We start from the raw sequence: 25,551 nt of genomic DNA on the forward strand, positions 1-25,551 counted from the left end.
TTACCTATTTTTTCTTAGAACCTCCAAAAATACGTTTAAAAAAGCTGCTTCCCTCATCTCCTATACCGGGCATGTAACTGCTATTTTGAGGATGATTAACGGTATTCCCGAATTTTATACCTATACCCATATAAAATGAAGCTCCATTGTAGCCACTACCAATAGTGCGGTCTTGCTGGATAATGCCGTTAACTTGTGTAACGGTTTTAAATAGGTTGTCTGAACCAAGGAACACTTCAAAGTTTGGCGTTTGATATAAGCCTTGTAAGCCCATTAAAAATAGCCCGTTGAAATTGTATGTTGGAATAGCACTTAACGCTATCCCGTTGTATTTAAATTTATTTACAAACGCTGCATCACCTCCTTTATAGAACAGGTTTTTAGAAACGATAAGACCTGGCGTATAAGAGAAAGGATAACTAAAGCTAAATGCTTTTGAAATCATGAAATCTACTTTCGCATTGGTCGGGCTAAGGAAACTTTTATGTGTTTCGTTGCCTGTTGCAATGCGGGTGATTTGTCTTTCAATAGAGGACGCACTTGCCTGCGGATCATCAATGATTAATGGATCATTCAGGTTATTAAACTTATTGTAATATGAGCTTTTTGCCCATTTGATGAAGCCCATGTCTTTTAAATTAGCCATCAGAAATACACCGCTTTTTGAGGTGTAACTCGTTCCCAGACTAAAGGAAAGTCCGGGGTTTTTAAAAGTAGGAATTGCATCTTTCCTGGATATTTCTTCTCTTTCAATAAAGCTTGCTTTGTAAGTTCCACTGAGTGCTGCTCTGAGTGGGACAGAAGCTGATCCTGGATTGAAATAGGATTCTACAACGTTCAGCTTGTTGTAAGTGATACCACTTAATAGGCTGACTTTAGCACCAAAAGCTAATCTTTTATTATAGTTCTCGCGATATGTGAAGCTGAATTGATGATAGGATTGTGCATATCCCTTGTTGTTAAAGGCATTTGTAAAGTCTTCGTTCTCATAAGGCTGGAATCTTTTGTAGTCGTCCAGCATTGCCAGTGTTTCGTTGGTGTAGTTTATGTGTCCATCGGTTCGTATCTGCCAGGCAAAACCCATTTCCTTTTGGAATTTATAAGACTGAAATATTCTGAAAGTAAGGAGGTATATATTTGAATTCTGATATGCCGCATTAATTTCAGTACCTCTTAAAGGAAGGTCTTTCATATTGTACTTTCCTTCGTTGATCAGTCTTCTGATAAAATCTGAATTTCCTTTATTGGCTATATTGAGGCCTAAATTTGGCAAAAGGAAGTTAGAAGCAAATTTCCGGGATGAATCTAAAACAAAAGTTTTCTGCGCAGGATTTTCAAACCCATCAAAAAGGGTTCTGGTATTGAATAGTCCATACTGCTGTGCCCATACAAATGGAGAAAGACAGCAGCAAAATAATGTTAATGCAAAATGCTTTTTACTCATAGAGATGCTATAAAGCTAAAGAATCTTTTTGTAAAACCTGAGGCTGTTTATTAAGTAATATATTAGTTTGGAACTTACCATTATCACCACTTAGCTGATAGGTAAAGGAATCATATTTCTTTAATCCTTCTTCAGATTGCAAGTGTTTATAGTATGGCAAATAAACATTCTTCCTGATTATTTCACTTGAGTTGTTGTGGTCGATGTAAAAGTTGATACTCGAATTGTAGGGAAGTTGGTTCGCTGCACTGATATAATTGGGTGTGTTGATCAGTAGTTGATTGTTGTCATAATTACTTAAAAAGGCCTGTAACGTTGAAGCGTGATTGGCGAATACAAGGTAGTTGTCAAATATAATATAATATGGCTTTTTAAAACCTTCAAAAGGCAGTCCAAAGTAGGCATAAAGTATACCTTCTTCTTTTAAAACTTTTATATCGTCACTGTAATTGTTGCTCAGGTCTATTAAGAGTTGTGATAATTTATCTCCATTACTTAGGTTTATGGCTCCTATTTTTTCTGATGTGCTTAATTGAAAAGTGACCATTTGGTTCTTAAAGTATTTTGGGACGATTTCATCTAGGTTGAGGTGGTATTTAGTGTTTATATTCTGAATAAGCTCGGAAGACTTTTTGTCACGCATGTTGTTCATCCATGTTTTGAGTTTTTTTTGCCACTCTGGATAGTTAGCTATTGCAAATATGGTGTATGAGGAAGTGTTTTCCGGAAGCATGTTTTGTATACTGTTTTTTTGAGCTTCCTGATCAGAGAAAAGGTTATAATAGTTGTTTTGATCGTTGGCAATTGTTGTTCCGGTGAGGAGTAACTTATCTTTACTATAGTTATAAGTTAGTGCTGCAAAGGCATTTTGTTTATTAAAAACAGAGAGTTCACCATTCAGTTTTCCTGCAATTATATTCGTCAGTATGCCTGGTAGTTTATTGAAGTTGATATATAACCGGGCCAGACTGTTTTTATTGATTTTATCATTGGTATTGATAAAATCTGCAAATTCATTAGTCTTGTCTTTTTGTGAGGCCAAGTAATCACTAACTTGCTCTGATGAGTTAGAAAGTACAACCAGATTCTCTTTTATGGTCAGGTAACAAACGGTACTGTCGGGCAGTGTTAATTTGTTCATGTCTTCCAAAGATTCTGTTGTTGTTCCTGCAGCTTTAATTGCACCAATTATCTGGTGTACATAATTCGGATCATGTACCTGAGTAAAGCAGATGAAATCTATTTTCTGTTTATTGTTGGGAACAAATCCTATGTATATATATTGATTGGCTGTTTCCTGATTTACGATTGGTAATGTCAGAAGGTGTTTTTTGATCGAAGATAATTCTTTGTATTTTTCTTCTCCCAGAATTTCACTGAAGAGGGGTTGTTCTTTTAAAATGTCAGTGATTCCTTTTTCGTTTTCAAAAGAAAAGATAAGTCCGGAGCTAGAGGTAGCGGCATGCAGACTTATATCGCTGGTATTGCGATCTGCATTTAATCTGGAAAAATATAAATAGGCCATAGCTACAATAGCTATAAGCAATAAGCCAATAATAATTGCAATTTTTTTCATGTGTTCTTTACAAATTTAACTGAATAGTTTGACTATTTAATTTAATACTGGTGTTTACTGGGGAAATGCCTGTATTTTGTTAATTTTGCTATATTAAAGCCGATCTATCATGAGCAGACGTATTATCTTAACCGCTTCTTTGTGCGGTGCTATTGCCGTTATATTTGGTGCATTTGGTGCACATAGTTTAAAGAATGTATTGAGTGCTGGTGCTGTGGAAATCTGGGCCAAAGGTGTTGAATATCAATTTTATCATACTTTTGCTTTGTTGTTCCTTTCACAGTTTGCAATGGTTAATGATAAACTGGTAAAGTGGTCTTACATTTTCTTTACAATGGGTATCGTATTGTTTTCGGGTTCCTTGTATTTACTGGCAACAAGAGAGATTTTAAATATTGGTTTTCTGAATTATATAGGTCCGATTACACCAATAGGTGGGTTGTGTTTTATCCTGGGCTGGGCTTTGTTATTTATTGCCGCTTCTAAACGTAAGTAAAATGAGTCCTGGGTCGTCTGATTTTGGTGAAAGTTCCGGGGAGAACTTTGGGGAACTCTCAGGGGAGCGTTTCGGTGGGCTTTTTGGAACACAAGGAAATTCTGGAGAGCATTCTGATGAGCTTTTTAAAGAGCGGGAAACACTTTTTGTAGAGGTGATTCTACCTTTATCGCTTGCTAAGAATTATTTGTATCGGGTGCCGTTCGAATTAAACGAACAGACAGAAGTAGGCAAGCGGGTGGTGGTGCAGTTTGGTAAGAATAAAATCTATACGGCACTTATTAAAAGCATCAGCCAGACCCCACCTGAACATTATCAGGCAAAATATATCATTGATGTGGTAGATGAACATCCGATTATCACCTCTCAGCAATTACAGTTGTGGGATTGGATGACCAGCTATTACCTCTGCAATGAAGGTGATGTGATGTCGGCAGCACTGCCGACTGGCTTAAAGCTGGCTAGTGAAACTATTATTGTACTTAAAGAGGATACTGAGTCAGAAGCTAAGGAATCTGGTCCGGTTCTGACAGATAAGGAAAGTAGATTGCTTACTGCTTTAAATAGTCAGAAGCGGTTAACTATTGATGAGGTCTCAGCGCTACTTGGACAAAAGACCGTATATCCGATTATCAATTCTTTAATTGAAAAGGGACTGATCTATATTGCAGAGGAAGTTGTAGAGAAATATAAACCGTTACTTAAATCTTTTGTATCGTTAAATCCTTATTATCAGGAGGAGGAGAATCTGAAAGAATTGTTCTCTATCCTGGAACGAGCTCCTAAGCAGTTAAATGTATTGTTGACTTTCATTAAACTTTACAGGCAGCAGAATTTAATTCCGAAACAACAGTTGCTGGAAGAAAGTGATTGTGGACAGGCTGCTTTTAAAGCTTTACAGGATAAGGAAATATTTATAGTGGAGAAACGTCCCGTAAGTCGTTTAAGAGAAAACGAAGACGATTTTATTCTCAATTTTGAATTGACTGAGGTTCAGAATAAGGCTTTGACTCAGATTGAAGCTGGGTTTGAAGAAAAGGATGTGGTTTTATTACATGGGATTACAGCTTCCGGAAAAACTCAGGTCTATATCAAGCTCATCGAAAAAGCAATAGAAAAAGGGGGACAAGTATTGTTTCTGCTTCCAGAAATCGCTTTAACCACTCAGATTGTACAACGTATCCAACGCTATTTTGGTGATGCAATTGGTGTGTATCATTCTAAATTTAATAATAACGAGAGGGTCGAAATCTGGAATAAGGTTTTGAATGGAAAATATAGGGTTGTACTTGGTGCCAGGTCTGCTGTGTTTCTACCTTTTAAAGAGCTTAAGCTGATAGTTGTAGACGAAGAGCACGAATCTTCTTATAAACAACAAGAGCCTTCACCAAGATATCAGGCACGTGATGTGGCAGTTTTTCTTGCTCATTTGCATCAAGCAAAAGCAGTCCTTGGTTCTGCCACACCATCCATAGAGAGTTATTATAATGCAGTGAATAATAAGTATGCACTGGTGACTATAAATGAACGTTTCGGTGGTGTTGAATTACCTGTTCATGAAGTTGTAAGCATTGCTGAGGAAACGAAGAAAAAGAAAATGGTTTCTTATTTTTCCAGTAAGCTGATTGATGAGATTGCTTATACCATGGAGCAAAAAGAGCAGGTAATCTTGTTTCAAAATCGACGCGGTTATGCTACAATTCTGATATGTGCAACTTGTGGTTATGCCCCAAAATGTGTGAGTTGTGATGTTTCATTAACTTATCATAAAACAAGTGGCAAGTTGCATTGTCATTATTGCGGTTATCATCAGAGTAGCATTAATATTTGTCCGGCATGCGGTTCTGTTCATATCGAGCAGAAAGGATTTGGAACGGAACGGGTAGAAGAGGAGCTGAGCCTTGTTTTTCCTGATGCAAAAATTGCCAGACTTGATGTTGATAGTACGCGCACCAAAAATGGTCTGATGCAGATCATTACTGATTTTCAGGATAAGAAGACTGATATTCTGATAGGTACTCAAATGGTAGCTAAGGGGCTCGATTTTGATAATGTGACATTAATTGGGGTTATTAATGCTGATACGCTGTTCAATTATCCTGATTTCAGAGCGTTTGAACGCAGTTATCAGCTGCTTGCTCAGGTGGCTGGCAGAGCTGGAAGAAGAGATAAGCAGGGGAAAGTTATCATTCAGGCTTATGATGATCAACACCGCATCATTCGACAGGTGATTGAGAATAAATATCTGGATATGTATAACGATGAACTTACAGAACGCAGACAGTTTCTTTATCCTCCTTTTACCAGGATGATATTTATCAATATTAAACACAAAGATCAGGATCTTTTAAATGTTGCAGCACAACGTTTTGCTACTGTTTTAAGGGAGCAGCTTGGGCGTAGGGTTTTAGGTCCTGAACAGCCTATGGTAAGCCGGATCAGGAATTATTACATTAAACAGGTCATTATTAAATCTGATAAAGAGACTTCAATTCAAAAAGTTAAGTCCATACTTAAGGAAACAATTTTAGCTTTTCAGGCTGAAAAAGATTTTCGTGCTGTAAACATACAGGTAGACGTTGATCCATACTAGATTTTATTGGGATTGATTCTGTGTCGATTAGCCTTCATTAACGTATTTAGCCCGAAAAAGATTAAATTATTAGTTTTCAAAACGCGATATTTGATGTGAAATGGCATATAAGTTTGTTGACAATTACAGAGAGCAGGGAGCAAGGAAGCGTTTGGTGGTTCACCTTGAGTCAAGAGGGATAGCCGACAAAAAGGTATTGAAAGCAATAGGGAAAGTTCCAAGACATTTCTTTTTCGATGAAACTTTCTGGAACCAGGCTTATAAGGATATAGCATTTCCTATTGGTGATGGACAAACTATTTCTCAGCCTTATACTGTTGCTTATCAAAGTGAGCTGCTACACATAAAAAAAGGCGACAAAGTTTTAGAAATCGGAACAGGTTCTGGCTACCAAACTTGTATTTTGATGGAGCTAGGTGCTAATGTTTATACAATAGAACGTCAGGAAAGCATATACCGTCATACGATTAGAGTTCTACCAGGTATGGGTTATAATGCACATTTCTTTTTTGGAGATGGATCTAAAGGCATTGCTGATCATGCTCCATACGATAAGATTATTGTAACAGCAGGTGCTCCATTTGTGCCAGAGATTTTATTGAAACAACTTAAAGTTGGCGGGATATTGGTAATTCCGGTAGGTGATGAGCATTCTCAGAAAATGGTTACAGTGATTCGTGTAAGTGAAACGGACTATGAAAGAATCGAATTAGATACTTTTAGATTTGTACCGTTAGTGGGTGACCAAGCCTGGTAACCTACTAAAATTTCATTGCGCGATCCAGCTCTCTTTTGGATTCTCTTTCTTTAATGCTGTCTCTTTTATCAAATTCTTTTTTACCTTGTGCTAAGGCGATTTCGATTTTAGCAAAACCTCTTTCATTGGTAAATATACGTAACGGCACTATTGTATAGCCCTTTTCTTCACTTTTTACTTTAAGCTTTTTCAGTTCTTTTTTTTGAAGTAAGAGTACACGGTCACGCTTAATCTCATGGTGATGAAAGGAACTATGACTGTATTCTGAAATATGCAGATTTCGCACGTATAGTGTATTGCCAATAAACATGCAGAAAGCATCTGTCATATTTGCTTTACCTTGTCTTATTGCCTTAATTTCAGTACCTAGTAAAGCTAAGCCCGCATTGTATTTGTCAATAATGTGGTAATCGAAATAGGCTCTTTTATTTTTTATTTGAATATCATTCTTCATAAGAAGCTGCTAATATCTCAATTTTATCTCACAATCAGTACAGGAATAGACACTTTATGACGTACAGAATTGACTGTAGTGCCTAATATAAGGTCTTTTAAGCCTTTATGACCGTGCGCTCCCATTACTAATAATTGTATGTCTGTTTCCTTGCTTATCGCTACAATTGCTTTCACTGTACCCCCAAAACCAATGTGTGGACTAGCTTTATAACCAAGTTCGGCAAGGTTGTCGCAGTATTTTTGAAGGTTTTCTGTATCACTTTGTGTTTCATAATCTAAGGCTGAATCTCCGTAATAATTTGCTGCTGCGGTTTCTACTACATGGATGAGGTAATAGTGTGCATGTTTACCACCTTGGATGAGTGCATGTCGGATAGTATTCCGGTCATTTTTAGAAAAGTCGACGGTAATACCGATACGAGTGTAATTGATCTTTTCTACACTTTCAATATCTAAGGCTTTACCATGGGGTACATTACTGCTTTCACGTTTTAAACGACTAATAAGGGGATATATAAAAACATACAAAAGGAGTAAGCCGATGAGTATTGCCAAAGGGATTATAACTGCATACACATACCATTCTCCCTCAGCTCCCCATACCTTTATTTCTTCTACTACGAGTTTTACATTTAACGTTACGATGATAATTGATGCGGTCCATGCAAGAACTTTTACCCAGGTTTTAATGGCAAATCCTTTCATTGCTTTTTTATCTGATGTAAAATGAATTAAGGGAATTACGGCGAATCCGAGTTGTAAACTTAAAACAACCTGGCTTAGAATTAATAAGCCTCCCAATGCATCATCTCCATACCATAAAATAGTGAAAAATGCAGGAATAATAGCTAGTAATCGAGTAATTAGACGGCGCAACCAAGGTTGAATACGTAGTTTTAAATGTCCTTCCATTACAATTTGTCCCGCTAGCGTGCCAGTAATAGTCGAACTTTGTCCGGCCGCTATTAATGCGATGGCAAAAAGGGCGGGTGCCACATTACCGAATATATTTTGAAGCAGCTTATGTGCGTCTTGTATTTCGGCTATTTCATGATGACCATTGGTATAGAAAGCAGCAGCAGCCAGAATTAAAATAGCTGCATTTACAAAGAATGCGAGGTTTAAAGCTACAGCTGTATCTATAAAATTGAACTTTAGAGCTTCTTTAATGCCTTTTTCATCCCTGTTAAATTTGCGGGTTTGTACTAAAGAAGAGTGTAGATATAAGTTGTGAGGCATTACCGTTGCCCCAATGATCCCAATGGCAATGTAAAGTGCTTCACCTGATAACATTGAAGGTTCGAATCCTGCAATAACATCCTTTAAGACAGGTTCAACAATAAACATTTCTGCAAGAAAAGAAACACCTACAATAAACACCATAGATACAATGAAGGCTTCCATTTTGCGCATTCCCTTGTTGAGTAAGAAAAGAAGTAAAATGGTGTCGAAAATGGTAATACTGATACCCCAGATGAGTGGTAGGCCAAATAAAAGGTTTAAACCTATGGCCATTCCAATAATTTCTGCTAGATCACAGGCCACAATGGCTGTTTGTGCTAACAGAAACAAAGGTATATTAACCCATTTTGGATAGCCATTCCGTGATGCCTGTGCAAGGTCCAACCCTCTTACAATTCCTAAACGTGCACTAAGTGATTGCAGAAGTAATGCAATGAGGTTTGACATGAGCAACACCCAGATGAGCTGATATCCAAATTTGCTACCTCCGGCCAAGTCTGTTGCCCAGTTTCCAGGATCCATATAACCTACACTGACCAGATAGGCAGGGCCTAAAAAAGAAAGGATACGGCGCCATCCAGTACGCTTATGTGTATCTACACTTTGGTGAACTTCACTTAGGGATTCAGGAGCTTTATGTTCGGAGTTCATATTATACTTTAATAAGGATGTGTTTAGCAACTTCACGGCTAACACTTATTTTTTTCTGTTCTACAATTAGTTCTACAGAACCATCAAAATCATTAATGTCTGTAATGACAATCCTCTTTCCCAGAGTCAATCCTAATTTCTCCAGATGCTTTAAGAAGTTAGAAGAATGCTCGCTAACACCCATTACTAAACCATGTTCGCTTGTCTGTAATTTATTAAGTTTGGTAAAGGGAATGGTATCGAACTGTCCATTTTTATCAGGGATGGGGTCGCCATGAGGGTCGCTTTTAGGGAAGCCTAAAAATTCATCGAGCTTTTCAACGAGCTCGTTTGATTGGATGTGCTCCAGATCTTCTGCAATATCATGAACCTGATCCCATTTGAAATTTAGCTTTTCTACTAGAAAAACTTCCCACAGCCGGTGTTTCCTTACAATGTTAATTGCAGCTGATTTACCAGAAGGAGTTAAAGTTACACCTTGGTATTTTTTATAGTTGATCAATTTTTTATCAGCTAGCTTTTTTATCATATCAGTAACAGAGGCTGCTTTGGTTTGCATTTTTTCTGCAATTGCATTGGTTTGTATGGCTCCGATATTGTTTTGAGACAAATGATATATGATTTTCAGGTAGTTCTCTTCTGTGAATGATTGCATTTTTTGTTTGCCTAACTATATGTTTAGACAAATCTAAAAATAATAGAAGAAATAAACTATAAATAATTGTATTTTTTTTAGAATAAAATTTGGCACGTAATGTATTCTTATTCTATCTTTGGAGATACTTATTATAATAATGGCGACAGAACTAGATAAAACGGATTTTAAAATTCTTAAATTGTTACAGGAGAATGGGAGGATGACGAACTTGCTATTATCCCAGGAAATTGGACTTTCACCAGCACCAACGTTAGAGAGAGTTAGGAAACTGGAAGTTTCTGGTTTTATTAAGAGTTATCATGCTCTTGTTGATGAAGAAAAACTAGGATTAGGTATTAAAACTTTTATTCAGGTTCAACTCGATTTTCATAAAAACAATACCATTCAGATCTTTTTAGATGAAGTAAATCAGATTAAAGAGATTACAGAATGTCATCATGTGACTGGTCAGGCCGATTTTCTATTGAAAGTTTATGTGAATGACATTAAGTCCTATGAGCGTTTGATTATGGATAAGATCAGTAAAATTTCTGTGGTAAAGACTTTTCAGACTATGATGATCATGTCTACCACTAAGAAAGAGCCGATTGTTCCTTTGGAATACTAACACTAAGATTTTTAACAAAAATGCCTGATCATACAATTATGGTCAGGCATTTTTATTTTATGTTAGCTGATTTGCCAGTTGATTGGGCTTTGTCCTTGCTTAATCAATATTTCATTTGCTTTTGAAAATGGTCTGCTTCCCAAAAAGCCATTATATGCCGAAAAAGGAGAGGGGTGAGCTGAGGCAATGATTGTATGTTTGCTCTTGTCTATTAATACTGCTTTATTCTGTGCATATCTTCCCCATAATAAGAATACAAGACCTGTTCTTTTTTCTGATAGTTCAGTGATAATTTTATCCGTAAAAGTTTCCCAGCCTCTCTTTTGATGAGAACCAGCCTCCTGAGCTCTCACTGTTAATGTCGCATTAAGCAGTAGTACACCTTCATTTGCCCATTGCGTTAGATTCCCATGATCTGGGAGGGTAAATCCAGGAATATCAGTTGATAATTCCTTATAAATGTTTTTTAGCGATGGTGGTACGATTATTCCTTTTTGTACAGAAAATGAAAGACCATGCGCTTGTCCTGTTCCATGATAAGGGTCCTGGCCCAAAATAACTACCTTGACTTTATCAAAAGGAGTATGGTTTAAAGCATTGAAAGTATCGGAACTTTTAGGGTAAATAGTATAGCCTTTTTGTTTTTCTTCTTGTAAAAAAGCTTTTAACGATTTCATATAGGGTTTTTCGAATTCATCACTTAATACCTTTAACCAGCTTTCTTCTATTGAAACAGACATTTGTATTGTATTGATTTTATAAAGATTATAATAAAATGATTTTAACAGAGCAGATTGCTTTAGCTGTTATTTCTTTTTTTCGTTGAAATTATAAATTAAATCTGATTATTGGTATTTAAACACGATATTTGCAAAAAAATAAATACAATATAATATGCCAAATGTAGTTCGTCTTATTTTAGGTTTTGCAGTGTTGGGTGGTGCTATTGCCCTTATGTTTTTTAGCTTCTGGGGCTGGGGTGTGCTTGCCATTTTTATAAGCATTTTTATTTTCGTTACTTTTTTCTTTAATGAGAATATGTTGTTGGCCCAATGGTTTTTAAGAAAAGATAATATGGGTAAAGCAGAAGCTTACCTTAATAGAATAACCAATTATGAAAAGCAGCTGATCAGAGGTCAGCATGGTTATTACAACCTTTTAATTGGCTTAATTGAATCGAGAAAAGCACCTATGCAATCGGAGAAATTCTTTAAGAAATCTCTTTCATTAGGAATGAATATGGATCACAACATTGCCCTGGCAAAGTTAAGTCTGGCCGGAATTGCAATGGCTAAAAGAAATAAGCGCGAAGCGACAATGTATTTGTCTGAAGCGAAGAAAGCGGATAAGAATAAGTTGCTGGCAGATCAGATCAAACAAATGAAAGATCAATTGGGGATGTTAGACAGACAGCAACAAGTAAGATACAGGTAGTTAAACCTACATAAACGACCAAAGGCCACATGCAAATGTGGCCTTTTATTTTTCACTTAATCTGTCGTAGTTTTCATTACGATCTGCGTAAGCTGTTTTACTGATGATGTCATCATCCAGATCATCTTTCTTTCTACTGAAGAATTTCTGTTCCGATTGAATACGGGTAATTAGTTGACGAATCAGTGTTAAATCAAAAGCTTCTCTGCTCAATTTAATGCAGTATTCGTTGTCTGTTATTTCTAAACTTGAACTGTTCATAATTTCTATTTTTAAATCTCCATAAAATTAAAAAAGGCTTGCTACAATAAATGTAGCAAGCCTTTAAGCTTTTGTTAATTTTATGTTAAGTGAACCAAGTCATAACATCGTCTTTAGATGGCATAGCTAATTCAAGTTTCATCTTTTTACGCATTCCTCCAAGGTCATTAAAAACTTTGTTAGGATTAGCAGATTTCAATTCTTCAATAGTATTGATACCCATTTTACGGATTACCTGAACCCAGTCAGCAGGAACACCAGCAGCTACAAAATCTTCATCTGTAGTTACTTTAGCTTTCTTTTCCGGTCTCATCTGAGGGAAGAACAATACTTCCTGTATGGTCGACTGATTGGTCATTAACATCACCAAACGGTCAATTCCGATACCTAAACCCGATGTAGGAGGCATACCATATTCCAGTGCACGGATAAAGTCGTCATCCATAGCCATAGCTTCATCATCTCCTCTGGCAGCTAATTTCAATTGATCTTCAAAGCGTTCACGCTGATCAATCGGGTCATTTAATTCTGAGTACGCATTTGCAATTTCTTTACCCATTACGAATAGTTCAAAGCGCTCAACCAAGCCATCTTTGCTTCTATGTTTTTTAGCAAGAGGTGTCATTTCAAGTGGATAATCTGTAATGTATGTAGGTTGGATCAGATTGGCTTCTACTTTCTCACTGAAAAGCTCATCGATTAATTTACCTCTACCCATCGTATCATCAATCTCAATATTCAGACTTTTGCATGTAGCTTTCAATTCATCTTCAGTCATGGCTGATACATCGATACCAGTGTATTTCTGGATTGACTCGTACATGGTTAGTTTTTCATATGGACCTTCAAAGTTGATTTCATGATCGCCCACTTTTACTACTGATGTTCCATGAATAGCCAGAGCTACTTTCTCCAGACATTCTTCTACCATCTCCATCATCCAGATATAGTCTTTGTAAGCTACATAGATTTCCATGGAAGTAAACTCAGGGTTATGCGTTCTGTCCATCCCTTCGTTTCTGAACATTTTTCCAAACTCGTATACACCATCGAAACCAGCAACGATTAGTCTTTTTAAGTACAATTCGTTAGCGATACGAAGATATAGAGGCATATCTAATGTATTGTGATGAGTCGTAAAAGGACGAGCAGCAGCACCACCATGGATGGGTTGCAGGATAGGAGTTTCTACTTCCATCCATCCCTGGTTATCAAAATAACCACGCATGGTATTGATTACTTTAGATCGGTTGATGAAGATTTGTTTAAAGCCAGGGTTAACCGTTAAGTCCACATAGCGTTGTCTGTAACGCATTTCCGGATCGGTAAAACCATCATATATATTCCCATCTTCATCACGTTTAACAACTGGAAGCGGTTTTAAAGCTTTAGATAATAAAGTAAGTTCTGTAACGTGAACAGAGATCTCACCGGTTTGTGTAGTAAACACATAACCTTTAACACCTATAAAGTCGCCCAGGTCCATCAGCTTTTTAAATACTGTATTGTAAAGGGTTTTATCTTCATCCGGACAAAGGTCATCTCTTTTCAGATATACCTGAATCCTGCCTGTTGAATCCTGTAGTTCTACAAAAGAAGCACTACCCATAATACGGCGGCTCATGATCCTACCGGCTAAACTGATGTTCTTATAGGCAGTTTTATCGCGTTCGTAGTTTGCTAAAATGTCTGCTGCATTAGCGTTTATTTCAAATGCTTCAGCAGGGTATGGATTGATTCCAAGCTCACGTAATTGGTTTAGCGAATTACGACGCAATACTTCTAATTCTGATAGTCCTGTACTCATATATTTTTGGTATCAGGCATGGAGCCCAATAGCTGATTTATTATTAATTTTAAAATTAGGCAAAAATAGGATTTATTTTTCAGGTTTAATCTGCATCTACCGGTTCTGCATACATTTCGTTAATTACGTCTGCATATTTTTTTTCAATGACTCTTCGTTTTGCCTTTAAAGTAGGTGTTATTTCACCTTCTTCAATGCTAAAAGGATTCCTTTTAATTTTAAAGTTTTTAATCCTTTCAAACTTAGCAAGCTCTCCGGAGAGTTTCCTTAGGTCCTGGCCCATCCAGTCAATGATTTCTTTTTCAGCTATAAAAACTTCAGGTTTCTGGAAAAATGACTCAGGTAGATTGAAGGCTTCCTGAAGATTTTCCTTATTTGGGATAACTATGGCGGTTAGATATTCGCGCTTATCACCAATCAAAAATATCTGATCTATCTTCAGACTTTTCATATAGATATTTTCAACAGGAGTGGGGTATACATTCTTGCCATACGCATTTACGATCATATTTTTTAACCGATCGGTAATCTGCAGATTTCCTTTAAAAAAGCGGCCAATATCTCCTGTATGGAACCAGTTGTCTTTGTCAATAGCCTCTGCAGTTTCTGCAGGTTTGTTAAAATAACCCTGCATTACACAATGTCCTCTGACAATAATTTCTCCTTCTTCACATTCAAAATTCTCTTGAAAAGATTCGTGTGTTTGGATACTGATGATCTTTTTAGTTTCTACATCTTGTATGCCAATCTCAATACCTGGTATTACGCGGCCAACTGTTCCATAAACTTGTCTGTGGAATTCAGTAACAGCCATTACAGGTGATGTTTCAGTCAGGCCAAAACCTTCCAGAATTTTTATGCCAAGATTCCCGAAAAATTCACCGACATTTTTTGGTAGGGCAGCACCCCCGGAAATCATGAATTTTAATCGTCCGCCGGTTTTCTCTTTAATCTTGCTGAAAACCAGTTTCTCTGCCAACATTTTTTCTGTAGAAAGGAAAATACCAGGACTTTTGCCTGCTTCTTTTTTTCTTCGGTAGTTCTGGCCTGCCTCTAATGCCCATAAAAAGATTTTAGCTTTTAAGCCTCCACCTGCTGTCCCACTTTTAATAGCTTTGTCGTGTATTTTTTCCAATAGTCTGGGTACACAACTCATTACCGTAGGCTTAATCTCACCCATGTTTTTTGCCAGTAGCTCCAGGCTTTGTGCAAATGCGATCTTACATCCCTGGGCACAGCATACATGATAAGTGGCAGTGCGTTCAAACACATGAGATAGTGGTAAAAACGAAAGAAAAGTTTCCGTTTCATCAATCACGGGGATTTGTTGCAGGCAAACTTTTACATTTTCAACAAAATTGCTGTGCGAAAGCATTACACCCTTTGGTATTCCGGTAGTGCCTGATGTATAGATAAGTGAAGAGGTGTCAGTAGGTAAGACCTTACTGCGTAATAAATCGATTTTATCCAGTTCGGACTGAGGTGTTTTGCCAGAACCGGCTAATATTTCATCATAACTGACAATTTTTGAATGTAAATCTTCCGGAACATTTAATTTATGGTACTCCGGAAATGCCGGGATGATGTATTCCAGCTTTTTACAGTTAGGGGCTATCTTTAAGATTTTCTTATATAAGAAAGTATTGCCAATAAGAATGGCTCTCATGCCCGAATCATTTACGATATAAGTAATCTCCTGTTCAGAAAGTGTGGGATATATGGATACATTAATGGCTCCAATTTGCTGAATACCCTGATCGTAATAAACATATTCAGGTGAGTTCTCTATTATGAGCCCCATTCTATCACCCTTTTTTATATCACGTGCTAAGAAAAATGCAGAGATGGCGTCGGCACATTCCAATGTATGTTTATAGGAGATTTCTTCCCATTCTTTATCCTTTTTATGGATAAGAAATGTTTCTTCTGGTTTATGGATATTAGCTACTACATTTCGCAATAAAGTTGGAATGGTAGAATGCTCGTTAAATAATTCCATAGATACGGATTTGGTTATTTATAAAAATAGGCCGGTACAGATTGAACTATACCGGCCTATGCAAAGATAATAATTGTATCTTAAACAGAAAAACTCTCTCCACAACCACAAGAACGACTTGCATTGGGATTGTTAAAATTGAATCCTTTTCCATTTAAACCATCAGAAAAGTCTAGTTCTGTTCCTGCCAGGTAAAGGAAGGATTTCATGTCTAATGCTATTCTGATACCTCTATCTTCAAAAAACTGATCGCCTGTCTTCTCTTCATTATCAAAGTCCAGGTTGTATGATAATCCTGAACATCCCCCTCCTTTAACAGATACACGCAAGAAATAGGTGGTATCCATTTGAGCCTCTTCCATTAACTGGTCGATTTTGCTTTTTGCTTTCTCAGTGATTGTGATCATTTTTTTATTTTTTTATCGTGTTTAGTATCTAACTACTAATGGTGAGATTTAGGCATTTCAATTGGTTCCATGCCATTTTTAACACGGTAATCATTGATTGCTGATTTAATCGCATCTTCCGCTAATACTGAACAGTGAATTTTTACTGGTGGCAAAGCTAATTCTTCTACAATATCCATATTGTCAATTGTTAAAGCCTCATCAATACTTTTACCCTTTAACCATTCTGTAGCTAAAGAAGAAGAAGCAATTGCTGAACCGCAACCAAATGTTTTAAATTTAGCATCAGTAATCAGGTTGTTTTCATCCACTTCAATTTGTAAACGCATTACGTCTCCACATTCAGGTGCGCCAACTAATCCAGTACCTACAGATTTGCTATCCTTATTTAAAGTACCAACGTTTCTTGGGTTGGTATAGTGTTCCATTAATTTTTCCGAATAAGCCATATTAATTTTTTTAAATTTCTATCTTATTGATTTTCTCTAGTGTTCTGCCCACTCAATTTTGCTCAGGTCAATACCATCTTTGAACATTTCCCAAAGTGGAGAAAGATCTCTTAAGTGATTAACCGCTTTTTTAGTATTTTCAATTGCATAATCAATCTCTTCTTCAGTGGTGAAACGACCAAGTCCGAAACGGATTGAAGAGTGTGCTAAATCATCCGAAAGACCTAAGCTTTTCAATACATAAGACGGTTCTAATGACGCAGAAGTACATGCTGAACCTGAAGAAACTGCTAAATCTTTCATCGCCATCATCAATCCTTCACCTTCTACATACTTAAATGAAATGTTTGATACATGTGGTAAACGATGTTTTGTGTTTCCGTTTACATAGCTTTCTTCCATTTCACTTAATGCAGATTCAAGTTTATCTCTTAAAGCAGAAAGACGTTTAGCTTCAGCATCCATTTCTAAACGGCATAGTTCACATGCTTTACCTAAACCAACAATACCTGGTACGTTTAATGTACCAGAACGCATTCCACGCTCATGACCACCCCCATCAATTTGTGCAGTAACTTTAACCCTTGGGTTTTTGCGACGTACATAAAGTACACCAACACCTTTAGGACCATACATTTTGTGTGCAGAGAAAGCCATTAAATCTATGCCATCTGCATTTACATCTACAGGTATTTTACCTACAGCTTGTGTAGCATCAGTCATAAACAATGCACCATATTTATGTGCAATTGCTGATATCTCTTTAACTGGCTGAATTACGCCTATTTCGTTATTTCCATACATGATGGTAACCAGGATAGTTTGCTCTGTCATGGCAGCCTCAAGCTCCTGAAGATCAATTAATCCATCCTCTTTTACTTTTAGATAAGTAACTTTTGCACCTAATTTTTCAAGGTGTTTGCAAGTATCTAAAACAGCTTTATGTTCAGTAGTAGCAGTAATGATATGATTACCTTTTTCCTGATACATTTCAAATACACCTTTAATACCTAAGTTATCAGCTTCTGTAGCGCCTGAAGTAAAAATAATTTCTTTTTCAGTACAGCCAATCAGTTTTGCGGCTTGTTCACGTGCATAGTCAACACCTTCTTCAGCAACCCATCCAAATGCGTGATTACGGCTTGCTGCATTACCAAATTTGTTGGTGAAATAGGGTAACATCGCTTCCAATACTCTTGGATCAAGAGGTGTAGTTGCGTTATTATCTAAGTAAATAGGAAGTTCCATTATTATATATTTGTTCTTATTAATATACAAAGATACAAAAAAAGATCGCCAACAATGACAGAAACATCTATGATGGTAGGAGTAAAACATGCATTTTTACATTTTTTTAACGTTATTGACAGATATGAATAAAATAGAACATATAGGTATTGCAGTGAAGGATATAGATATTTCCTGTAACCTTTATGAAAAACTCCTCGGAACGACTTGTTACAAAAAGGAGGAAGTGGTTTCTGAAGGCGTTAATACTGCATTTTTTAAATCAGGGATAAATAAGATTGAGTTGCTCAGTGCTACTACGTCTGATAGTCCTATTGCTAAATTTCTGGAAAAAAAAGGGGAGGGAATACATCATATTGCTTTTGATGTGGATGATATTTCAGTAGAAATGGAAAGATTAAAAGCTGAAGGGTTTGTATTGTTAAACGAAGTCCCTAAGTTAGGGGCAGATAATAAACTGGTTTGTTTTGTACATCCAAAGGGAACAAATGGAGTCTTAGTAGAATTGTGTCAGGAGATCAGGTAGATAAACGATTAAAAATAAATGGAAGACTTTAAATCTTTAAGTAAGATTATCAGTACAGATTTTGAAGTGGAAGAAATGGTAACTGAAGGAATGTTGAGGGCGCGCTTAATCGAAGCTTTTGCTTATCTGTTGGATAATAACATCTCAAAAATGATGAATATTCTTTATCGCACTGATGTAGATGAAGAAAAACTAAAAAAACTTTTGATCAGTAATTCTGATCTGCCTTCAGCAGAAGTGATTGCAGATGCCTATCTCGTTAGACAAAAACAAAAAATTGAGACTAGAAAAAAGTACAGCAGATAATTTTTCCACACATACTTGATATTGAAAAATAAATTACTGATATTTGCATCCTTAAAAATAAGCGACAAATAAGTATTAAGTATATAAAATATTATGAAAAAAGATCTGCATCCATCAAACTATAGATTTGTAGTGTTCAAAGATATGTCAAACGAGTATTCTTTTTTAACTAAATCTTGTGTAGATACTAAAGAAACTATCCAATGGGAAGATGGTAATGAGTATCCTTTATATAAATTAGAGATTTCACATACATCTCACCCTTTTTACACTGGTAAAATGAAATTGGTTGATACTGCTGGTCGTATCGATAAATTCAAAACTCGTTACGCTAAAAAGTAATTATACAGAAATAAGAATTTATTTGAGTCCCGATGCTGATGCTTCGGGACTTTTTTTATTTTTGTAGCTTATGATAATCAATTTATTTGATGATGCGGCCTGGCTTGCTTTAAGGCCGCTATCTTTCACAAGGCCCGTAGCAGACCTTCGTGTAGGAATTCTGACGATTGCTGAAAAATGGCAGAAATATCTGAATGCAGATCACGGTTTTATTACTCAGGATTATTTAGCTGTTAAATTTCCAGCGTTAAATAATGCAGAACTTTATATTAATGGTTCAGTTTGTCCGGATGAAGCATTAACAGAAACTATCTTATCACTTAAGACAGGAGAGGTGCTTACAAAGGATGGAATACATATTGCCAGCAGGCCACTGTTGGGTGAAGTATTTGATAGTGAGTTGCATAAACGATTCGATGTAAAAGAGTATACTGGTGATTTTATAAGGGTATCAGTTCCAGAGGATATATTCAGAAATAATGATATTGAGCTTAGAAAAGACTTTGCTCTGTTAACCAGAGGAAAAAAATCTGTAAAGCTAAGCAGCACAAATACATTTTTGGGTGAAGAAATCTTTGCTGAAGAGGGGGCTGGTGCTGAATGCTGCACTTTTAACAGCCTGAACGGGCCTATATATATAGGTAAGAATTCTCAGGTCTGGGAAGGTTGCCATATTCGTGGTTCATTTGCATTATGTAATGATTCACAGGTTAAAATGGGGGCTAAGATTTATGGGCAAACTACGATCGGACCTTTTAGTCGTGTGGGTGGAGAAATTAATAATGCGGTTGTCTGGGGTTATTCTTCTAAAGGTCATGAGGGTTACCTTGGTAATTCTGTAGTTGGGCAATGGTGTAATATTGGTGCAGATAGCAATAATTCCAACCTTAAAAATAATTATGCTTACGTGAAGTTATGGGACTATGAAATGGAGAGTTTCCGAGAAACGGGACTGCAGTTTTGTGGTTTAATTATGGCTGATCATGTAAAATGTGGTATCAATACGATGTTTAATACTGGTACTGTCGCTGGAGTAAGTGCAAATATTTTTGGTCCTGGCTTCCCGAGTCATTTTATACCGGATTTTGCATGGGGTGGTGCACAGGGATTTGATGTGTATAAACTCGAAAAGATGTTTGAAACGGCAGAAAAAGTGTATGAGCGCAGAAACATACCTTTTGATAGCACTGAAAAGGCTATCTTGCAGGCAATTTTTGAAATGACTAAGATTTACAGACCTTTTTAGTTTCAATATATTGTATACTTTGATTGAAAATATAACCTACTAAATAATAACAATACATAATGAGAAAAAAAATAGTTGCAGGAAATTGGAAAATGAATTTGGACTATGCAAACGGCATATCTTTATTTTCGGAAATTGTAAATATGGTAAGAGATGAAAAAAAAGGCGATCAGATCGCAATTATTTGTTCTCCATATATTCATTTAAACAGCCTGGCTAAATTAGGTGGTGATGTTGTTAAGATAGGCGCTCAGAACTGTCACCAAAACGATAGTGGTGCATTTACAGGAGAGATCTCTGCGGGAATGATTAAATCTGTTGGTTGTGAATACGTAATCATTGGTCACTCTGAAAGACGTCAGTATTTTGCAGAAAGCAATGAGTTGCTTGCAGCTAAAACCGTTAAGGTATTAGAAAACGGACTTTCACCGATTTTCTGTATTGGTGAAACGCTTGAAGAAAGAGAAAACGGAACTTATTTTGATGTGCTTAAAACTCAATTGGAACAAGGTGTTTTTGGTTTAAGTGCAGCAGATTTCGCGAAAGTTGTTATCGCTTACGAACCAGTATGGGCTATTGGTACAGGTCTAACAGCAAGTTCTGAACAGGCTCAGGAAGTACATGCTTTTATTAGAAAGGAAATTGCAGCAAAATATAACAGTGAAGTGGCAGAAGATACAACTATTCTATATGGTGGTAGCTGTAATCCTAAAAATGCAGCTGAGCTTTTTGCACAAGCAGATATTGATGGTGGTTTGATTGGTGGGGCATCTCTGAAATCAAGAGATTTTGTGGATATTGTAAAAGCTTTTAATTCTTAATGAACTATATACAGGTAACTTTTAGTTTTAATACCATTGAGGAGTATCAGCAGGATTTATTAATTGCTGAGCTGGGTGATATAGGTTTTAATACTTTTGAAGAAGTAGATGGGGGATTTCTTGCATTTATTGATTTAAACACGTTTAGTGAAGATCAGTTAAAAAATGTGCTAAAGCAGTTTGAGAGTGATTTCGAATGTAGTTATGTTATTTCTGAAATCGAAGCTAAAAACTGGAATGAAGAGTGGGAAAAGAATTTTGAGCCATTGATTATTAATGATCAATGTTATGTTCGGGCAACCTTTCATGAGGCGCAGCCCGCTTATCCTTATGAAATTGTGATCGATCCCAAAATGGCCTTTGGGACAGGGCATCATCAAACGACTACAATGATGATTCAATATATTCTTGAAACAGATGTAAAGGATAAAGAAATTCTTGATATGGGCTGTGGAACAGCTATTTTAGCTATTCTGGCCGCCAAAAAAGGTGCTTCTGGTCTTATAGCAATTGATAATGATGAAGTTTGCTACGAAAGTTCTGTAGAAAATGCGGCATTAAATGGTGTAAAGAATCTTGAGGCTTTTTGTGGTGGAAAGGAAGTAATTCCTTCAAAAGAATTCGATATTATACTGGCTAATATCAACAGGAATATATTGATTGATCAGATTCCTGTGTATGCCACAGCGCTGAAATCCGGAGGTCAAATATTCTTCAGTGGATTTTATGAATCTCCGGATCTGGATATGATTAAAGCAACCTGTTTACCATTCGGTATTCAATATGTTAATCATAAAAAGATTGGCGAATGGGTGGCGGCTTCATTTATAAAAGATTAATTTATAACATCATAGTATGCGTATACATTTTATAGCTATTGGTGGCAGTGCTATGCATAATTTAGCCATTGCTTTACATAAAAAAGGTTACCAGGTAACTGGTTCAGATGATGCTATTTTTGAGCCTTCACGAAGTAGGTTGGATCGATATGGTCTTTTACCTGCCGAAATGGGCTGGGATGAGGCTAGGATTAGTTCTGATCTGGATGCTGTTATTTTAGGTATGCATGCTTTAACAGATAATCCTGAATTGCTCAAAGCTCAGGAAAAAGGCATTAAAATATATTCTTATCCAGAATATATTTATGAACAAACGAAAGATAAATTAAGAGTTGTAATAGGTGGAAGTCATGGTAAAACTACGATAACTTCGATGATTTTACATGTGCTTAACTATTATAAAAAAGATTTCGATTATCTGGTTGGGGCTCAGCTTGCGGGCTTCGATACTATGGTGAAAATTACTAACGAAGCACCTTTGATTGTGATTGAAGGAGATGAGTATTTAGCTTCACCGATAGATAGGAGGCCTAAATTTCATTTGTATAAAGCTAATCTGGCTGTAATTAGCGGAATTGCCTGGGATCATATTAATGTATTTAAAACGTATGCAGATTATACATATCAATTCAAGCTGTTTATAGATACGATTGTACCAGGAGGAAAATTAGTTTACTGCAGTGCTGATAAAGATCTTGAGAAGATCGTTAAGGAGAGCAAAGCTGATATACAAAAAATTGGATATGAGATTCCGGATCATGTTGTTAAAGATGGTGTGAGTTATCTTTTGCCAGATGAAACTCCACTTAAGGTTTTTGGTGATCATAATCTTATGAATATAAATGCTGCGAAATTAATTTGTGCTGAACTTGGAATTGATCATAAGCAGTTTGATATTGCTATAGGTTCTTTCACGGGAGCTGCAAAGAGATTGGAGCTTTTACGGGAAAGTGATGAGACAAATGTGTATAAAGATTTCGCACATTCACCATCCAAATTAAAGGCAACTGTTGATGCAGTTAAAGCTCAATTTCCCGATAGGAAATTAGTTGCGTGTATAGAGTTACATACATTTAGCAGTCTGAATAAAGATTTTCTGGTTCAATATGCAGACACCATGGCGACAGCTGATACAGCAATTGTCTATATTGATGAAAAAACTTTTCAGCATAAACGACTTGAACCTTTTTCTAAAGATGATGTTCAAATTGCCTTCAAACGGGCTGATTTGCTGTTTTTTGATAATTCAGAGGAGTTAAAGGAATATTTTTATAGGGTAAATTTTTATCGTACGAACTTACTTTTGATGAGTTCAGGAAACTTTGGGGGAGTTGATCTTGTTAATTTGGCACGTGAGTTGAATACAGTAGGTTAAGGAATATAAATACAAGATTACACACCTAAATTAATAATATGAATATCATTGGAAAAAACATTAGACAACTGCGCCAAAAAAATGGTTGGAGCCAAGGGGAAGTAGCTAAACGTCTAAATATTTCAATCCCTGCTTTTTCAAAAATCGAGACTGGTATTACTGATATAAACATTTCCAGACTTGGACAAATTGCAGGTCTTTTCGAGGTTTCTACGATGGACATTATCTCTAAAGAAGGAGAGAACCCTCAGTCCCTTAATTTTGAGGAAATTAATAATTTGAAAGAAAAGCTTTCACATAGAGAAGAAGAGATCATTAAACTTCAAAAAAAGGTTATTGATCTTTACGAAGAAATCAGAGAGAAAAAAGGCTAAAATATTTTACGCATCGTCAGGTGTCGCTTTCCAAAAGTGGCACCTGTTGCTTCATGAATCGAGAGCATCTTATCGTTGAAGTCTCCGACCCAGGAAAGTTCCAGCTCATCATACTGATTCATAGGTAAAACATACTCTTTCAATTTAATGAATAATGCGGATTCAAGACCATGTTTTTGAAAAGCAGATTTTGTTCCCATTACAATTGCCCGCATACGGTTTATACCTACCCATCGTTTGTACACAAACTTCAACTTTTCTATCAAACCTAGTTTTCCATTAAACCCTTTAATCATTTGGTTAGCATCGGGTATTATGACTACAAAAGAAGCTGGTTCCCCATTGATATAAGCAAACCAGATTAGTTTCTCGTCCATAATGGTTTGCATTTTTTGAAAACTTTCTTCCAATGTTTCCTTTTTAATGGGTACAAAGTTTTCAAAGTCTTTCCATGCGTCGTTGTATATCTCCATCAGATCAGCAACATACTTTGAAGCATTCTTCTTTGAAAAGTGTTCAAATGTATATCCTGGTTTATTGGCTACCCAATTGGCAATTTTTGTAAAGCGTTCTGGAAATGGTTTTCTAACGGCCAGGTGATTGGTGATCTGCTCATATTCCTTTTTAAAGCCATAATTAATAAAAAACGAGTGGTAGTATGGGGGGTGGTAATTCATGCCGTAGGAAGGCGGTGTAAAGCCCTCTACGAGTAAGCCCCAGAATGAATCATTCTCACCAAAGTTGATGGGACCATCCATTGCTTTCATTCCATTTTCCTCTAACCATAATTTTGCAGTGTCAAATAGTAAAAAAGCAGCTTCTTTGTCGTTTATACACTCGAAAAAACCGATGCCTCCGGTTGGTTGTTCCCATTGGAATGCTTTTTTATCATTTATAAAAGCTGCAATTCGGCCAATTGGAATTCCGTTATCATTTTTTAGCACCCACCTTACGCATTTTCCATGTTGAAAAAAAGGATTTTTATTGGAGTCAAATATTTGCTCAATATCTTGATCAAGGGGGCAGATCCAATTTTTGTCTTCTTTATAAATCAATCTCGCAGTATCTAAAAAATCTTTCCTGGAACGCTTTCCGGATACAAGGGTTATTTGCATTTCTCCAATTAGGGATTTAAAAATAAACTAATGGCTTTAAATTAAAAAGCATCCTGTTAAGGATGCTTTATTAATCAATATTTTTCTGTGTTAATAATCGTCATCATCATCATCCGAACCAAAACTATCAAAGGTGTCCAGATCATCTAATGGCATATCGAGGTCGTCATCTTCATCATCATCGTATGATTTCTTTTTACTTGTTCCTTCATACGAATCATCCAGATCATTTTCCGGATCTTCTGCTTTGCTTTTGTTAATTGGTTTTTTTGGAGTTTTCATTACAAAAAATATAATTCCGTAAGGTTTTTATTTGATAAGTTAAATTTACTAAAAATCTTTTTAAATCAAAAGAACGATGTTTTTTAAAATTTTCAGCAATCAAAAGTAACACAAAAAGGAAAACTCACAAAGAATTTATTTAAAATAATCTTACCAAATTTTTGATGAGTTGAGAGGTTGAGGAATAGTGAAAAAAAAATGGTAAAGCTATGAACTTTACCATTTTTTAACACACAAATG

27 protein-coding genes are annotated in these 25,551 nt (G+C 36.3%); 13 read left to right on the forward strand and 14 right to left on the reverse strand.

Annotated features, from left to right (window positions below; all coding sequences use genetic code 11):
* Positions 1–4: 4 nt before the first annotated feature.
* Both ABDJ41_RS12365 and ABDJ41_RS12370 read right to left on the reverse strand, forming a co-directional pair.
* On the reverse strand, positions 5–1,444 hold the full coding sequence (locus ABDJ41_RS12365; protein WP_349786325.1) for a DUF5723 family protein: 1,440 nt from the start codon (positions 1,442–1,444) through the stop codon (positions 5–7).
* Positions 1,445–1,451: 7 nt separating this feature from the next.
* On the reverse strand, positions 1,452–3,020 hold the full coding sequence (locus tag ABDJ41_RS12370) for a hypothetical protein (RefSeq protein WP_349786326.1): 1,569 nt from the start codon (positions 3,018–3,020) through the stop codon (positions 1,452–1,454).
* A 109-nt stretch (positions 3,021–3,129) separates the two neighbouring features.
* Between ABDJ41_RS12370 and ABDJ41_RS12375 the strand changes: the two genes are divergently transcribed.
* From ABDJ41_RS12375 to ABDJ41_RS12385, 3 genes are all read left to right on the forward strand, one after another.
* The gene (locus ABDJ41_RS12375) at positions 3,130–3,516 is read left to right on the forward strand and encodes a DUF423 domain-containing protein (RefSeq protein ID WP_349786327.1); all 387 of its coding nucleotides are present in this window, start codon (positions 3,130–3,132) and stop codon (positions 3,514–3,516) included.
* Between the two features lies 1 nt (position 3,517).
* Positions 3,518–6,109, forward strand: coding sequence for a replication restart helicase PriA (priA, locus tag ABDJ41_RS12380; protein ID WP_349786328.1), 2,592 nt, complete (start codon positions 3,518–3,520; stop codon positions 6,107–6,109).
* A 100-nt stretch (positions 6,110–6,209) separates the two neighbouring features.
* Entirely contained in the window at positions 6,210–6,866 is a 657-nt protein-coding gene (locus ABDJ41_RS12385) for a protein-L-isoaspartate(D-aspartate) O-methyltransferase (RefSeq protein WP_349786329.1), read from the forward strand.
* A 4-nt stretch (positions 6,867–6,870) separates the two neighbouring features.
* On the opposite strand, the gene smpB is transcribed toward ABDJ41_RS12385, so the two are convergent.
* From smpB to ABDJ41_RS12400, 3 genes are read right to left on the reverse strand one after another with little or no spacing between them, the layout of a single operon-like run.
* Positions 6,871–7,320 carry an SsrA-binding protein SmpB gene (smpB, locus tag ABDJ41_RS12390; RefSeq protein ID WP_349786330.1) on the reverse strand — a complete coding sequence of 150 codons (450 nt, stop codon included), beginning with the start codon at positions 7,318–7,320 and terminating at the stop codon, positions 6,871–6,873.
* A 23-nt stretch (positions 7,321–7,343) separates the two neighbouring features.
* The gene (locus ABDJ41_RS12395; RefSeq protein ID WP_349786331.1) at positions 7,344–9,215 is read right to left on the reverse strand and encodes an Nramp family divalent metal transporter; all 1,872 of its coding nucleotides are present in this window, start codon (positions 9,213–9,215) and stop codon (positions 7,344–7,346) included.
* 1 nt (position 9,216) lies between these two features.
* A complete protein-coding gene (locus ABDJ41_RS12400) occupies positions 9,217–9,870 on the reverse strand; it encodes a metal-dependent transcriptional regulator (RefSeq protein ID WP_349786332.1) in 654 nt (217 codons plus the stop codon).
* Between the two features lie 139 nt (positions 9,871–10,009).
* Between ABDJ41_RS12400 and ABDJ41_RS12405 the strand changes: the two genes are divergently transcribed.
* Positions 10,010–10,480, forward strand: a complete 471-nt coding sequence (locus tag ABDJ41_RS12405) for an Lrp/AsnC family transcriptional regulator (RefSeq protein ID WP_349786333.1) — start codon at positions 10,010–10,012, stop codon at positions 10,478–10,480.
* A 62-nt stretch (positions 10,481–10,542) separates the two neighbouring features.
* Here the strand turns inward: ABDJ41_RS12405 and ung are convergent, their stop codons facing one another.
* Positions 10,543–11,220 carry a uracil-DNA glycosylase gene (gene ung, locus ABDJ41_RS12410; RefSeq protein WP_349786334.1) on the reverse strand — a complete coding sequence of 226 codons (678 nt, stop codon included), beginning with the start codon at positions 11,218–11,220 and terminating at the stop codon, positions 10,543–10,545.
* A gap of 154 nt (positions 11,221–11,374) precedes the next feature.
* On the opposite strand from ung, the gene ABDJ41_RS12415 reads away from it, so the two are divergent.
* The gene (locus ABDJ41_RS12415; protein ID WP_349786335.1) at positions 11,375–11,914 is read left to right on the forward strand and encodes a DUF2892 domain-containing protein; all 540 of its coding nucleotides are present in this window, start codon (positions 11,375–11,377) and stop codon (positions 11,912–11,914) included.
* 45 nt (positions 11,915–11,959) lie between these two features.
* On the opposite strand, the gene ABDJ41_RS12420 is transcribed toward ABDJ41_RS12415, so the two are convergent.
* The 6 genes from ABDJ41_RS12420 to ABDJ41_RS12445 form a co-directional block, all read right to left on the reverse strand.
* Entirely contained in the window at positions 11,960–12,175 is a 216-nt protein-coding gene (locus tag ABDJ41_RS12420; RefSeq protein ID WP_349786337.1) for a hypothetical protein, read from the reverse strand.
* Between the two features lie 85 nt (positions 12,176–12,260).
* Positions 12,261–13,982 carry a lysine--tRNA ligase gene (gene lysS / locus ABDJ41_RS12425; RefSeq protein ID WP_349786338.1) on the reverse strand — a complete coding sequence of 574 codons (1,722 nt, stop codon included), beginning with the start codon at positions 13,980–13,982 and terminating at the stop codon, positions 12,261–12,263.
* An 85-nt stretch (positions 13,983–14,067) separates the two neighbouring features.
* Complete coding sequence (locus ABDJ41_RS12430; RefSeq protein ID WP_349786339.1) at positions 14,068–15,981, reverse strand: AMP-dependent synthetase/ligase; 1,914 nt, start codon at positions 15,979–15,981, stop codon at positions 14,068–14,070.
* An 80-nt stretch (positions 15,982–16,061) separates the two neighbouring features.
* Positions 16,062–16,388, reverse strand: coding sequence for a HesB/IscA family protein (locus ABDJ41_RS12435; RefSeq protein WP_349786340.1), 327 nt, complete (start codon positions 16,386–16,388; stop codon positions 16,062–16,064).
* A gap of 35 nt (positions 16,389–16,423) precedes the next feature.
* Positions 16,424–16,837: a Fe-S cluster assembly scaffold IscU gene (gene iscU, locus ABDJ41_RS12440; protein WP_349786341.1), complete on the reverse strand. Its 414-nt coding sequence runs from the start codon at positions 16,835–16,837 to the stop codon at positions 16,424–16,426.
* 36 nt (positions 16,838–16,873) lie between these two features.
* Positions 16,874–18,085, reverse strand: a complete 1,212-nt coding sequence (locus tag ABDJ41_RS12445) for an IscS subfamily cysteine desulfurase (RefSeq protein WP_349786342.1) — start codon at positions 18,083–18,085, stop codon at positions 16,874–16,876.
* A gap of 124 nt (positions 18,086–18,209) precedes the next feature.
* Between ABDJ41_RS12445 and mce the strand changes: the two genes are divergently transcribed.
* The 8 genes from mce (at position 18,210) to ABDJ41_RS12485 (ending at position 23,914) form a co-directional block, all read left to right on the forward strand.
* Positions 18,210–18,611: a methylmalonyl-CoA epimerase gene (mce, locus tag ABDJ41_RS12450; protein ID WP_349786343.1), complete on the forward strand. Its 402-nt coding sequence runs from the start codon at positions 18,210–18,212 to the stop codon at positions 18,609–18,611.
* Between the two features lie 18 nt (positions 18,612–18,629).
* The gene (locus ABDJ41_RS12455) at positions 18,630–18,917 is read left to right on the forward strand and encodes a hypothetical protein (RefSeq protein ID WP_349786344.1); all 288 of its coding nucleotides are present in this window, start codon (positions 18,630–18,632) and stop codon (positions 18,915–18,917) included.
* A gap of 93 nt (positions 18,918–19,010) precedes the next feature.
* Positions 19,011–19,259, forward strand: coding sequence for a type B 50S ribosomal protein L31 (locus ABDJ41_RS12460; protein ID WP_099437417.1), 249 nt, complete (start codon positions 19,011–19,013; stop codon positions 19,257–19,259).
* Between the two features lie 70 nt (positions 19,260–19,329).
* Positions 19,330–20,505: a putative sugar nucleotidyl transferase gene (locus ABDJ41_RS12465; RefSeq protein ID WP_349786345.1), complete on the forward strand. Its 1,176-nt coding sequence runs from the start codon at positions 19,330–19,332 to the stop codon at positions 20,503–20,505.
* A 59-nt stretch (positions 20,506–20,564) separates the two neighbouring features.
* A complete protein-coding gene (tpiA, locus tag ABDJ41_RS12470) occupies positions 20,565–21,326 on the forward strand; it encodes a triose-phosphate isomerase (RefSeq protein WP_349786346.1) in 762 nt (253 codons plus the stop codon).
* A complete protein-coding gene (prmA, locus tag ABDJ41_RS12475; protein WP_349786347.1) occupies positions 21,326–22,165 on the forward strand; it encodes a 50S ribosomal protein L11 methyltransferase in 840 nt (279 codons plus the stop codon). The genes tpiA and prmA overlap by 1 nt, the downstream gene beginning before the upstream one ends.
* A gap of 16 nt (positions 22,166–22,181) precedes the next feature.
* Positions 22,182–23,540, forward strand: coding sequence for a UDP-N-acetylmuramate--L-alanine ligase (locus ABDJ41_RS12480; RefSeq protein ID WP_349786348.1), 1,359 nt, complete (start codon positions 22,182–22,184; stop codon positions 23,538–23,540).
* A 38-nt stretch (positions 23,541–23,578) separates the two neighbouring features.
* Entirely contained in the window at positions 23,579–23,914 is a 336-nt protein-coding gene (locus ABDJ41_RS12485; RefSeq protein WP_349786349.1) for a helix-turn-helix domain-containing protein, read from the forward strand.
* On the opposite strand, the gene ABDJ41_RS12490 is transcribed toward ABDJ41_RS12485, so the two are convergent.
* Entirely contained in the window at positions 23,911–25,029 is a 1,119-nt protein-coding gene (locus ABDJ41_RS12490; protein WP_349786350.1) for a GNAT family N-acetyltransferase, read from the reverse strand. The genes ABDJ41_RS12485 and ABDJ41_RS12490 overlap by 4 nt on opposite strands.
* 90 nt (positions 25,030–25,119) lie before the next feature.
* A complete protein-coding gene (locus tag ABDJ41_RS12495; protein WP_349786351.1) occupies positions 25,120–25,311 on the reverse strand; it encodes a hypothetical protein in 192 nt (63 codons plus the stop codon).
* Positions 25,312–25,551: the final 240 nt, after the last annotated feature.

The organism is Pedobacter sp. ASV1-7 (genome assembly GCF_040203335.1).
In the GTDB taxonomy this organism is placed as follows: Bacteria; Bacteroidota; Bacteroidia; order Sphingobacteriales; family Sphingobacteriaceae; genus Pedobacter.